Below are 12,927 nucleotides of genomic sequence, written 5' to 3' on the forward strand. Positions count from 1 at the left end.
CTCAATTTTTTTGAACCCCACGCCTGTGCCCGGCTCTGAACCCTTACCGCCACCAGCCTGAGGGAGCAAGGTCCGATGTCACGAAACGAGCCCTTCGAAAGCGTGCCCATGGCCAACGATCACCCGGACCAGGCCATCAGCCTGTCCCAGGCGCTGCTGGCGCCGCGCATCGTGATCGAAGACACCCAACCCGTGCTCGAAGCCGGCACCTTCGCCGCCAAGGCCATCAGCGGCCAACCGGTGGCAGTCAGCAGCAAGGTCTACAGCGACGGCCACGACCGCCTGGCGGTGATGCTCAACTGGCGCCAGGCCCACAGCCGGCGCTGGCATTGCATACCCATGCACTCGCCGGGCAACGACCTGTGGCTGGCCGAGTTCACCCCCACCGAACTGGGCCCGCACCTGTTCAGCATCGAGGCCTGGATCGACCCGTTCGCTACCTATTGCCACGACCTGGAGAAGAAGTACCACGCCGGTGTCGAGGTTCGGCTGGAGCTGGAGGAAGGCCGATTGATGCTGGGCAAGGGCATCGAGCTGTGCAACGGTGCGCTGCGCGAGGAGCTCCAGGCCTTGCAGCAGCGCCTGCCCACGCTGAATGCCGACGACCAGGTAGCGCTTTTTCTCGACCCCGCCACCGCCCGCCTGATGAGCGATGCCGAACACCGCAGCTACCTGGCCCGCAGCCGTGAATTCCCCGTCGATGTCGACCGCCCGGCCGCGCAGTTCGCCAGCTGGTACGAGCTGTTCCCGCGCTCGATCACCGACAGCCCCGAGCGCCACGGCACGTTCAACGATGTGCACGAGCGCCTGCCGATGATCCGCGACATGGGCTTCGACGTACTGTACTTCCCGCCCATCCACCCCATCGGCATGCAGCACCGCAAGGGCCGCAACAACGCCCTCACCGCTGAGCCCGGCGACCCGGGCAGCCCGTATGCCATCGGCAGCGCGGAAGGCGGCCACGAGGCAATTCACCCGCAGTTGGGCAGCCGCGACGACTTCCGCCGCCTGGTGGCCGCGGCGGCCGAGCATGGCCTGGAAATCGCCCTCGACTTCGCCATCCAGTGCTCCCAGGACCACCCCTGGCTCAAGCAGCACCCCGGCTGGTTCAGCTGGCGACCGGACGGCACCATCCGCTATGCCGAGAACCCACCGAAGAAGTACCAGGACATCGTCAACGTCGATTTTTATGCACCCGAGGCCGTGCCGTCGCTGTGGCTGGCCCTGCGCGACGTGGTGGTCGGCTGGGTCGAGGAGGGGGTGAAAACCTTCCGCGTCGACAACCCGCACACCAAGCCACTGCCGTTCTGGCAATGGCTGATCGCCAATGTGCGCAGCCGGCACCCCGAGGTCATCTTCCTCGCCGAAGCCTTCACCAAGCCGGCGATGATGGCCCGCCTGGGCAAGGTCGGGTACGCGCAGAGCTATACCTACTTCACCTGGCGCAACCACAAACAGGAACTGCGCGAGTACTTCGAACAGCTCAACCAGCCGCCATGGAGCCAGTGCTACCGGCCCAACTTCTTCGTCAACACGCCCGACATCAACCCGTACTTCCTGCACACCTCCGGCCGTGCCGGCTTCCTCATCCGCGCGGCGCTGGCCACCATGGGTTCCGGGCTGTGGGGCATGTACTCGGGCTTCGAACTGTGCGAAGGCACACCGCTGCCGGGCAAGGAGGAGTACCTGGATTCGGAGAAGTACGAAATTCGCCCACGCGATTTCAGCCAACCCGGCAACATCATTGCCGAGATCGCCCAGCTCAACCGTATCCGCCGGCAGAACCGCGCCTTGCAAACCCACCTGGGCGTGGCGTTCTTCAACTGCTGGAACGACAACATCCTGTACTTCGCCAAGCGCACGCCCGAGCGCGACAACTACATCCTGGTGGCAATCAGCCTCGACCCGCACAACGCCCAGGAGGCGCATTTCGAGCTGCCGCTGTGGGAGCTGGGGCTGGATGACAACGCCGAAACCCGGGGTGAAGACCTGATGAACGGCCATCGCTGGACCTGGCAAGGCAAGACCCAGTTCATGCGCATCGAGCCTTGGCACCAGCCATTCGGTATCTGGCGTATCGAAAGAGCCCGATAGGGCATTGAATCATGGGGCCGCTTTGCGGCCCATCGCCGGCAAGCCAGCTCCCACAGGGGCTGGCGTCTGTTGTGAGTTTTGCATACCAATTACAGGCCTGGTGCTGCCTGTGATACCTGTATGAAACCTGTGGGAGCTGGCTTGCCGGCGATGGGCTGCACAGCAGCCCAAAACCAGGCGACACGGTTCCCCAGCAATGAAAGGAGTCGCACATGGCCAAGCGTTCCCGCCCGGCAGCCTTCATCGACGACCCGCTGTGGTACAAGGACGCCGTCATCTACCAGCTGCACATCAAGTCGTTCTTCGATTCGAACAACGACGGCATCGGCGATTTCGCCGGCCTGATCAGCAAGCTCGACTACATTGCCGAGCTGGGCGTCAACACCCTGTGGCTGCTGCCGTTCTATCCCTCGCCACGCCGCGACGACGGCTACGACATCGCCGAATACAAGGCCGTGCACCCCGACTACGGCAACCTGGCCGATGCCCGCCGCTTCATCGCCGAGGCGCACAAACGCGGCCTGCGGGTAATCACCGAGCTGGTCATCAACCACACCAGCGACCAGCACCCCTGGTTCCAGCGCGCCCGCCATGCCAAGCGCGGCAGCAAGGCACGGGACTTCTACGTGTGGTCGGATGACGACCAGAAGTACGACGGCACGCGCATCATCTTCCTCGACACCGAGAAGTCCAACTGGACCTGGGACCCGGTCGCCGGCCAGTACTTCTGGCACCGCTTCTACTCGCACCAGCCCGACCTCAACTTCGACAACCCGCAAGTGCTCAAGGCAGTGATCGGGGTGATGCGCTTCTGGCTGGACCTGGGTGTCGATGGCCTGCGCCTGGACGCCATCCCCTACCTGATCGAGCGCGACGGCACCAACAACGAGAACCTTGCCGAAACCCACGACGTGCTCAAGGCGATCCGCGCCGAAATCGACGCCAACTACCCCGACCGCATGCTGCTGGCCGAGGCCAACCAATGGCCCGAGGACACCCGCCCTTACTTCGGCGAAGGCGAGGGCGACGAATGCCACATGGCCTTCCACTTCCCGTTGATGCCGCGCATGTACATGGCCCTGGCCATGGAAGACCGCTTCCCGATCACCGACATCCTGCGCCAGACCCCGGAAATCCCCGCCAACTGCCAATGGGCGATCTTCCTGCGCAACCACGATGAGCTGACCCTGGAAATGGTCACCGACCGCGAGCGCGACTACCTGTGGAACTACTACGCCGAAGACCGCCGCGCCCGCATCAACCTGGGCATCCGCCGCCGCCTGGCGCCGTTGCTGCAGCGTGACCGGCGGCGCATCGAACTGCTCACCAGCCTGCTGCTGTCGATGCCCGGCACGCCCACCCTGTACTACGGCGACGAACTGGGCATGGGCGACAACATCTACCTGGGCGACCGCGACGGTGTGCGCACGCCCATGCAATGGTCGCCGGACCGCAACGGCGGTTTCTCCCGCGCCGACCCACAGCGCCTGGTGCTGCCGCCGATCATGGACCCGCTGTACGGCTACCAGACCGTCAACGTCGAAGCCCAGGCCAACGACCCGCACTCGCTGCTGAACTGGACCCGGCGCATGCTGGCGGTGCGCAAGCAGCAGAAGGCCTTCGGCCGCGGCAGCCTGCGCACCCTCACGCCGAACAACCGGCGCATCCTCGCCTACTTGCGCGAGTACACCGACGCCGATGGCAACACCGAAGTCATCCTGTGCGTGGCCAACGTTTCCCGCGCCGCCCAGGCGGCTGAACTGGAATTGTCACAATACGCCGACAAAGTACCGGTGGAGATGCTCGGCGGCAGCGCTTTCCCGCCAATCGGGCAACTGCCGTTCCTGCTGACCTTGCCACCCTACGCCTTCTACTGGTTCCTGCTGGCCAGCCACGATCGCATGCCCAGCTGGCACATCCAGGCCACCGAGGGGTTACCCGAATTGACCACACTGGTATTGCGCAAACGCCTGGAAGAACTGCTGGAGGCCCCCTCCAGCGATACCCTGCAAAGCGCCATCCTGCCGCAGTACCTGCCCAAGCGGCGCTGGTTCGCCGGCAAGGAAGGGCCGATCGACCAGGTGCGCCTGTGCTACGGCGTGCGTTTCGGCACCGCCACCACACCGGTGCTGCTTAGTGAAATCGAAGTGCTCAGCGACGGTGTGGCCAACCGCTACCAACTGCCGTTCGGCCTGCTGCCCGAAGAGCAGATCAACAGCGCGCTGCCACAACAGCTGGCCCTGTCACGGGTGCGCCGTGCCCATCAGGTTGGGCTGATTACCGATGCCTTCGTCCTCGAGCCATTCATCCGCGCGGTGCTGCGTGCCTGTGAGGGCGGCATGCATCTGCCTTGTGGCAACGGCGAGGGCGAGCTGCGCTTCGAAAGCACGCAGCAGTTGGCGGGCCTGGCGTTGAACGACGAAAGCAGCGTGCGCTACCTCAGCGCCGAGCAGTCCAACAGCTCGGTGGTGATCGGCGACCAGGTGGTGCTCAAGCTGATTCGCCGGGTCAACCCGGGTGTGCACCCCGAGCTGGAAATGAGTGCCTACCTGACCGCCGCAGGCTTTGCCAATATTTCGCCGTTGCTGGCCTGGGTTAGCCGGGTGGATGAGCAGGGCGCGCCACACCTGCTGATGATCGCCCAGGGCTACCTGAGCAACCAGGGTGACGCCTGGGCCTGGACCCAGAACACCCTGGAACGGGCCATCCGCGACCAGATGGAGCCTTCCAGCCTCGACGCCGATGCGCACACCGATGCACTGGCCGAACTCACCGGCTTTGCTGCCTTGCTCGGCCAGCGCCTGGGCGAGATGCACCTGCTGCTGGCCGCACCGACCAATGACGAGGCCTTTCAGCCGCGCCCAAGCGATGCCGACGACAGCGAACGCTGGAGTGCGCAGATCAGCGCCGAACTCACCCATGCCCTCGACCTGCTGGCCCAGCACCGCGACAGCCTCGACAGCGAAAGCCAGGCGCTGGTCGACGACTTGCAGCAACAGCGCGACGGCCTGGCCCAGCACATCGCCAACCTGACCCGCCAGGCCCAGGGCGGCCTGCTGATGCGCGTGCACGGCGACCTGCACCTGGGCCAGGTGCTGGTGGTGCAGGGCGACGCCTACCTCATCGATTTCGAAGGTGAACCGGCCCGGCCGCTGCAAGAGCGTCGGGCAAAACACAGCCCGTACAAGGATGTCAGCGGCGTGCTGCGATCCTTCGACTATGCTGCTGCCATGATCTTGCGCAGCGCGTCTGCGGTCGACCTTTCCGACCCGGCGCGCCTAGCCCGGCAACGGGTTGCCAGGCAGTACCTGCACCAATCGCGGCATGCCTTTGTCGAAGCCTATGGCCTGGCCACCGCGGCCATGCCTCACGCCTGGCAACAGGCCGAGGGCGAGCGCGCCGCACTGGAGCTGTTCTGCCTGGAAAAAGCTGCCTACGAAATCACATACGAAGCCGAGAACCGTCCGAGCTGGCTGGCCGTGCCTTTGCATGGCCTGCATGGACTGATCAGTACCTGGGGAGAGTCATAGATGAATGCAACCACGCGTGAAAACGGCGGCCTTCGGCAACGGGACCTCGACGCCCTGGCCCGCGCCGAGCACGCCGATCCATTTGCGGTACTCGGCCCCCATGGCGATGGCGCGGGCGGGCAGGTGGTCCGCGCCTTCCTGCCCACTGCCCTGAATGTGCGCATCCTGGCCCGGCATGACGGGCGCATCCTCGCCGAAATGGAGCAGGGCAGCCTACCGGGGCTGTTCACCGCGCACCTCGATGAGGCACACCCGTACCTGCTGCAGATCGGCTGGGCCGGTGGCGAGCAGATTACCGAAGACCCCTACAGCTTCGGCCCACAACTGGGCGACATGGACTTGTACCTGTTCGCCGAAGGCAACCACCGCGACCTGTCCGGGCGCTTCGGCGCCCAGCCTATCCAGGTCGATGGGGTCGACGGCGTGTGTTTCTCGGTGTGGGCGCCGAACGCGCGGCGGGTGTCGGTGGTGGGTGACTTCAACAACTGGGATGGCCGCCGCCACCCCATGCGCCTGCGCCACAGCGCCGGGGTGTGGGAGCTGTTCGTGCCGCGCCTGGGCGTGGGCGAAACCTACAAGTTCGAGGTGCTGGGCAAGGACGGCATACTGCCTCTGAAGGCCGACCCGTTGGCGCGTGCCACCGAACTGCCGCCGAGCACCGCCTCCAAGGTAGCGGGGGCGCTCAGCCACGACTGGCAGGACCACGACTGGATGGTGCAACGCGCGCAGCACCATGCCTACAGCGCGCCGCTGTCGATCTACGAGCTGCACCCGGGGTCGTGGCGCTGCGAGCTGGACGAGGCGGGCGAGGTGGGGCGCTATTACAACTGGCGCGAGCTGGCCGAGCGCCTGGTACCGTACGTTCAGGAGCTGGGCTTCACCCATATCGAACTGCTGCCGATCATGGAGCACCCGTTCGGCGGCTCCTGGGGCTACCAGCCACTGTCGCTGTTCGCGCCCACCTCGCGCTACGGCAGCGCCGAGGACTTCGCCGCCTTCGTTGACGCCTGCCACCAGGGCGGCATTGGCGTGCTGCTCGACTGGGTGCCGGCGCATTTTCCCACCGACGAACACGGCCTGGCGCGTTTCGACGGCACCGCCCTATACGAATACGACAACCCCCTGGAGGGCTACCACCAGGACTGGAACACGCTGATCTACAACCTTGGCCGCAACGAAGTGCGCGGCTTCATGATGGCCTCGGCGCTGCACTGGCTGAAGCACTTCCACATCGATGGCCTGCGTGTCGATGCAGTGGCCTCGATGCTGTACCGCGACTATTCGCGCAAGGCCGGCGAATGGGTGCCCAACCGCCACGGCGGGCGCGAGAACCTGGAAGCCATCGACTTCATCCGCCACCTCAACGGCGTGGCGGCCCACGAGGCCCCGGGCGCGCTGATCATCGCCGAGGAGTCCACCGCCTGGCCCGGCGTCAGCCAGCCGACCCAGCAGGGCGGCCTGGGCTTTGCCTACAAGTGGAACATGGGCTGGATGCACGACACCTTGCATTACATCCAGAACGACCCGGTGCACCGCACTTACCATCACAACGAGATGAGCTTCGGGCTGATCTATGCCTATTCCGAGCACTTCATACTGCCCATCTCCCACGACGAAGTGGTGCACGGCAAGCATTCGCTGATCGACAAGATGCCCGGCGACCGCTGGCAGAAGTTCGCCAACCTGCGTGCCTACCTCACCTTCATGTGGGCGCATCCGGGCAAGAAGCTGTTGTTCATGGGCTGCGAGTTCGGCCAGTGGCGCGAGTGGGACCACGATGGCGAGCTGGACTGGTACCTGCTGCAGTACCCTGAGCACCAGGGCGTACAGCGCCTGGTCGGCGACCTAAACCGCCTGTACCGCGAGGTGCCGGCGTTGCATGAGCAGGATTGCCAGCCACAGGGCTTCCAGTGGCTGATTGGTGACGATGCGCAGAACAGCGTGTATGCCTGGCTGCGCTGGAGCAGCAGTGGCGAGCCGGTGCTGGTGGTGGCCAACTTCACCCCGGTGCCGCGCGAGGGGTATCGCATTGGCGTGCCGTTTGGCGAGCGCTGGCAGGAGCTGTTGAACAGTGACGCAGAGCTGTATGCGGGGTCCAATGTCGGCAACCTGGGGGTGGTGGAGAGTGACCAGATAGCCAGCCATGGGCAGCCGCAGTCACTGGCCCTGAACCTGCCGCCGCTGGGTGTGCTGGTGTTGAAACCGGTCTGATCTTCTGCCTGTACTGGCCTCTTCGCGGGCATGCCCGCTCCCACAGGTACGGCGCCAGCCTCTGGCCCTGTGCTATCCCTGTGGGAGCGGGCGTGCCCGCGAAAGGGCCGAACCTGCCTACCACCGCATCCGCACCCCTAGGCTTCCAATCAACCCATTCAGATCATTGTCGTCCACGTCACTGCTGTAATCGGCACTGACAAACAGCGCTACCGAGGGCGTCACCCGAGCCACCAGCCCCAACCCCAGTTCCACCGTGGTCGAGTAGCGCGAGCTGGAGATCTTGTCGACCTGGTCCAGTTTCACCTCATCGGCATTGCTGAAGTCATACCACACGTTGGTCCGCACATAGGGTTCGATCGGCATGCCGCGTACTTCATAACGCCCGGACAGCCTGGCGCCGACCCGGCCGCTCCAGCTCGGCTGGCTGTCGAAGGCCTGCAAAGTCTCTTCCTGCGCCCGGCTGCCAGGGAAGAACTGCTGGTTGATCAACTGCGCCTGCGGCTCGATCACCCAGCCGCCACCCAGGCCGATGGGGATGCCGCCTTCCAGCGAGAAGGTCATCGCGTGGCCGCTGTCATCCAGTCGCTGGCCGTTCTCGCCACGGCCATTGACGTCGATGCGCGAACCCATGGCCACGGCATCCAGGTGCCAGCCCTGTTCATGGGTCATGCTCCAGTAAACCCCCAGGCTTTCACCGCTGAGGTTCACGGCGTTGCGTTGCTTGTCGCCCAACAGCCGGCGCATGCCGTTGAAGCTGGTCTGCAGGTTGTTTTGCCCCACGAAGATCCCCGCGCGGTGCACATTGCCCGCTGCAGTTTCACGCACGAACAGGTCCGGGCCGATCGTCAGTTGCTGGCTGGGTGCCTCCAGCTGGTCCGGGGGCTGCGCGCCACCGCGCGTGGTGGTGGGGAAGAACTGCGCCCACTGGCTGGCGACCAGGTCCGGTGCAGCCTGCCCATGGCGCTCGCTCATCTTTTGCGAGAACGCATTCAAGGTACCGATACTCAAGCCACTGGCGCTGACCGGGTCGAGCGACAGCTGTGGTACTGCCGGTTGCTGCAGGAAACCGGGCGAGGCCGGGTCGTCCTGCAGTTCATACGCGATAGTTTCCACCGGGGTTGCCAGAAGCAGCGACGTGGAAACCGCGTAGAAAATGCTGTCGAAGCGCAAGAGGTTCGAGGTGCTTTTCATGGCGGATCTCCTTTGTTTTTGTGTTACAGCCCTAGGACCTGGCCTGTTGTCACGAGCTGTACGGCAAAAACAGTGGGCGACCCAAACCAGCACGCTAGGCTTTCGCCAGCGCGCACGAAGGCGCGAGCTAGAGGCCCGGCGCGAGATCTTTACTGCTTGATATGTTCAGCTAAGGAGAGGCCGCCGCTTGCGTCAAGAAAGTGTGAAGGAAGTGTTCAGGATCCGTGGTTTTGTTCAACGTGTTGAATCTTTTGATAAATCTGCGAGGTATAGCGGGGTTCGCTATTTGTCGTGGCGTGGCTATGAAGAATGATTGCTAAGCCTGACTTCGACCGACAACGGCAGGTGGTCCGACAGGTGCGACCAAGGTTTGTGCCCCAGAATCCGCGGCCCATGGCTTTCGGCGTTGCGCAGGTAGACGCGGTCCAGACGCAACAGCGGCAGCCGCGCAGGATAGGTGCGGGCCAGATGCCCATGGTGGCGCTCGAAGGCCTCGTGCAGGTCACGCTGCAGGCCCAGGGTACGGTTGCCGTGGGATTTCCAGTCGTTGAAATCGCCGGCGATGATCACCGGGGCATCGGCGGGCAAGGACTCGAGCAGCTTGCGCAGCAATTGCAGTTGTTTCTGGCGATGGCTTTCCAGTAACGACAGGTGCACGCAGATGGCATGCACCTGGTGCTGGCCGGGCACGTCGAGGATGCAGTGCAGCAGGCCACGTCGTTCGGGGCCGGTGATCGACACGTCGAGGTTGCGATGTTCGATGATCGGGTATTTGGACAGCAGCGCGTTGCCGTGGTGGCCGTCGGGGTAGACCGCGTTGCGGCCGTAGGCGAAGTCGCTCCACATGCTGTCGGCGAGGAACTCGTACTGAGAAGTCTGCGGCCAGCCGGGGTAGCGCGCGGCGTGGCGGTCGTGGCTGCCGAGCACTTCCTGAAGGAAGACGATGTCGGCCTGGGTGCTGCGCACCGCCTCGCGCAGTTCCGGCAGGATGAAGCGCCGGTTGAAGGCGGTGAAGCCCTTGTGGGTATTCACCGTCAGCACCTGCAGCCGCTTCACGGCCGGGGCCTGGTTGACACTGGCGAAACCTTTACTGCCGGCTTCGGGGTTCACGGTTACTCCTCAATGGCGGGTGCATGGGTGTTGTATGTCCCGGCCCTATCGCCGGCAAGCCGGCTCCCACACTTAACGCACAGGCCCGTCGGCCAGCGGATTACCTGTGGGAGCTGGCTTGCCGGCGATGAGGCCAGTACAGGCAACCGATACACAATGGGACCGACGATGGTCCCCCGGGGTTCACTCCTCATCACGCTGCAACACCATCAGCAGCAACGATCGCCCCTTCACCTCAAAGGTGCTGTCGAACTGCAGATGCTGCCCCTTGCGCAGCTCTGGCCGGTCGGTATCGACCAGGCAGCTCCAGTAATCCCCTTCGGGCACGGTCGGCAACTCGAACGGTACGATGTCGTGGTGGGCATTGACGATCAGCAATACGGTGGCCTCGGCGCCTGGCCTGGCAATGCCGCTGACCTGGGCACGGCCATCGATCAGCATGCCCAGGCAACGCCCGTGCGGGTCTTCCCATTGCTCCACGCTCATCTCGTTGCCATCCGGTGCCAGCCAGGTCACGTCCTTGACGCCGATCGCCTCATTGTAGTCGCCAACCAGGAAGCGCGAGCGGCGCAGTACCGGGTAGGCCAGGCGCAGGCGGGTCAGGCGCTTGACGAAAGCCAGCAGCTCTTTGCCCTCCTGGTCCAGGTCCCAGTTCACCCAGCCGATCTCGCTGTCCTGGCAATAGGCATTGTTGTTGCCGTGCTGGGTGCGGCTGAACTCGTCCCCAGCGACGATCATCGGCGTGCCCTGGGCCAGCAGCAGGGTTGCGAAATAGTTGCGCATCTGGCGCATGCGCAGGGCATTCACGGCCGGGTCGTCGGTTGGCCCCTCGACACCGCAGTTCCACGACAGGTTGTTATCGGTGCCGTCCTGGTTGTTCTCGTCGTTGTCTTCGTTGTGCTTGTGGTTGTACGACACCAGGTCGCGCAAGGTGAAACCGTCGTGGGCGGTGACGAAGTTGACCGAGGCATAGGGGCGCCGGCCACGGTTGTTGAACATGTCTCCCGAGGCGGTCATGCGCGAGGCAAAGTCGGCCAGTTGGCCTTCGTCGCCTTTCCAGAAGGCGCGCACGGTGTCGCGGAAGCGGTCGTTCCACTCTGCCCAGCCCGGGGCGAAGTTGCCCACCTGGTAGCCGCCCGGGCCGCAGTCCCAGGGCTCGGCAATCAGCTTCACCTGGCTCAGCATCGGGTCCTGGCGGCAGGCGACGAGGAAACCGTGGCGTTCGCTGTAGCCGTCGTGGTAGCGGCCAAGGATGGTCGCCAGGTCGAAGCGGAAGCCGTCCACGTGCATTTCGCCGGCCCAGTAGCGCAGCGAGTCGGTGACCAGCTGCAGCACGCAGGGGTGGCTCAGGTCCAGGGTGTTGCCGGTGCCGGAATCGTTGATGTAGTAACGCTTGTCGTCCGGCATCAGGCGGTAGTAGGAGGCGTTGTCGATACCGCGCATCGACAGCGTCGGGCCGCGCTCGTTGCCTTCGGCGGTGTGGTTGTAGACCACGTCGAGGATCACCTCCAGCCCGGCGTCGTGCAGGTGCGCGACCATTTCCTTGAATTCGGCGATCTTGCCGCTGGCCAGGTAGCGCGGGTGGGGGGCGAAGAAGGCGATGCTGTTGTAGCCCCAGTAGTTGTTCAGGCCCTTGTCCAGCAGGTGCTGGTCATTGACGAAGGCGTGAATCGGCAGCAGCTCGATGCTGGAAACGCCCAGCTCCTTGATGTGCTTGAGCAACTCGTCATTGGCCAGGCCGGCGAAGGTGCCGCGCAGTTCTTCCGGTACCGCCGGGTGGCGCATGCTGATGCCACGGGTGTGGGCCTCGTAGATGATCGTGCGCTCCCAGGGGATCAGCACGCGCTGGTCGCGGCCCCAGGTGAAGGCAGGGTCGATCACCTTGCACTTGGGCACGAACGGCGCGCTGTCGCGCTCGTCGAACGACAGGTCGCCATCGGGGTGGCCGATGGTGTAGCCGAACAGTGCTTCGGACCATTGCAGGCTGCCGACCAGTTGTTTGGCATACGGGTCGATCAGCAGTTTGTTGGGGTTGAAGCGGTGGCCGTTCACCGGCTCGTACGGGCCGTGCACGCGGTAGCCGTAGACCAGCCCTGGATGCGCGTCGGGCAAATAGCCGTGGTAGATCTCGTCGGTGTACTCGGGTAGCTCGATGCGTTCGATTTCGTGCTCGCCGGTGGAGTCGAACAGGCACAGCTCGACCTTGGTGGCGTTGGCCGAGAACAGGGCAAAGTTGACCCCAAGGCCATCCCAGGTGGCGCCGAGGGGGAAGGGCAGGCCCTCGCGGATACGCGACGGGGCGACCGAGCGGGTTTTCTTCGGGGTGCGGGGGCTCATGGCGGTCCTCTAGTGGCCGTGGTGAAGGGGAGGGTTGTGTAGTCCTGTCCTGGCTCTATCGCCGGCAAGCCAGCTCCCACAAGGTCTCCACAGGTCTCAAAACCGGCGCTGTACTTGTGGGAGCTGGCTTGCCGGCGATAGGGCCAGGACAGGCTTAACCGGCAGAAGGCTTTTTCACCGCCCGGGTCTTTTTCGCCACAGCCGGTTTAACCCCCGGCAGGGCGGCCACTTTGGGCTCGGCAGGCGCCTTCGGTTCAGCCGCTACCTTGGGCTTGGCCGGCGCCCGCTTGCGCGGCGCCGCCTTGGGTGCCAGCGCCTCGGCCTCGGCCAGCTTGCGCGCCATGTCCCAATGGCGGTCCTCCTGGCCGGCGGGCTTACCCTCGGACTCCCAGATCTGGTAGGCAAATTCGCGGATACGTTTTTCATCAACACTCATCATGACGCTCCCGAT

At 64.5% G+C, this 12,927-nt stretch carries 7 protein-coding genes; 3 read left to right on the forward strand and 4 right to left on the reverse strand.

Translation table 11 applies throughout. The features are described 5' to 3' along the window. The first annotated feature begins 75 nt into the window (after positions 1-75). The 3 genes from CAG44_RS14095 to glgB all read left to right on the forward strand — a co-directional run bounded on the left by CAG44_RS14095 (position 76) and on the right by glgB (position 7,835). Complete coding sequence (locus CAG44_RS14095) at positions 76-2,094, forward strand: alpha-1,4-glucan--maltose-1-phosphate maltosyltransferase (protein ID WP_085590514.1); 2,019 nt, start codon at positions 76-78, stop codon at positions 2,092-2,094. Positions 2,095-2,306: 212 nt separating this feature from the next. Next, a complete protein-coding gene (gene treS / locus CAG44_RS14100; protein ID WP_085590516.1) occupies positions 2,307-5,624 on the forward strand; it encodes a maltose alpha-D-glucosyltransferase in 3,318 nt (1,105 codons plus the stop codon). After that, on the forward strand, positions 5,625-7,835 hold the full coding sequence (gene glgB, locus CAG44_RS14105) for a 1,4-alpha-glucan branching protein GlgB (protein ID WP_085692356.1): 2,211 nt from the start codon (positions 5,625-5,627) through the stop codon (positions 7,833-7,835). Positions 7,836-7,952: 117 nt separating this feature from the next. On the opposite strand, the gene CAG44_RS14110 is transcribed toward glgB, so the two are convergent. The 4 genes from CAG44_RS14110 to CAG44_RS14125 all read right to left on the reverse strand — a co-directional run bounded on the left by CAG44_RS14110 (position 7,953) and on the right by CAG44_RS14125 (position 12,915). Next, positions 7,953-9,029 (reverse strand): autotransporter outer membrane beta-barrel domain-containing protein, encoded by a 1,077-nt coding sequence (locus CAG44_RS14110; RefSeq protein WP_085692357.1) that lies wholly within the window; start codon positions 9,027-9,029, stop codon positions 7,953-7,955. A gap of 300 nt (positions 9,030-9,329) precedes the next feature. Next, a complete protein-coding gene (locus CAG44_RS14115; protein WP_085692358.1) occupies positions 9,330-10,139 on the reverse strand; it encodes an endonuclease/exonuclease/phosphatase family protein in 810 nt (269 codons plus the stop codon). A 183-nt stretch (positions 10,140-10,322) separates the two neighbouring features. Continuing rightward, positions 10,323-12,476 carry a glycogen debranching protein GlgX gene (gene glgX, locus CAG44_RS14120; RefSeq protein WP_085692359.1) on the reverse strand — a complete coding sequence of 718 codons (2,154 nt, stop codon included), beginning with the start codon at positions 12,474-12,476 and terminating at the stop codon, positions 10,323-10,325. A gap of 154 nt (positions 12,477-12,630) precedes the next feature. Then, positions 12,631-12,915, reverse strand: a complete 285-nt coding sequence (locus CAG44_RS14125; protein ID WP_085614864.1) for a DUF2934 domain-containing protein — start codon at positions 12,913-12,915, stop codon at positions 12,631-12,633. Positions 12,916-12,927 lie beyond the last annotated feature (12 nt).

It is taken from the genome of Pseudomonas sp. B13(2017) (genome assembly GCF_002113245.1).
Taxonomy (GTDB): Bacteria; Pseudomonadota; Gammaproteobacteria; order Pseudomonadales; family Pseudomonadaceae; genus Aquipseudomonas; species Aquipseudomonas putida_Z.

Coding starts and splice junctions, on each gene's coding strand:
- CAG44_RS14095 (WP_085590514.1), top strand. CDS start 76: ATGTCACGAAACGAGCCCTTCGAAAGCGTGCCCATGGCCAACGATCAC.
- treS (WP_085590516.1), top strand. CDS start 2,307: ATGGCCAAGCGTTCCCGCCCGGCAGCCTTCATCGACGACCCGCTGTGG.
- glgB (WP_085692356.1), top strand. CDS start 5,625: ATGAATGCAACCACGCGTGAAAACGGCGGCCTTCGGCAACGGGACCTC.
- CAG44_RS14110 (WP_085692357.1), bottom strand. CDS start 9,029: ATGAAAAGCACCTCGAACCTCTTGCGCTTCGACAGCATTTTCTACGCG.
- glgX (WP_085692359.1), bottom strand. CDS start 12,476: ATGAGCCCCCGCACCCCGAAGAAAACCCGCTCGGTCGCCCCGTCGCGT.
- CAG44_RS14125 (WP_085614864.1), bottom strand. CDS start 12,915: ATGATGAGTGTTGATGAAAAACGTATCCGCGAATTTGCCTACCAGATC.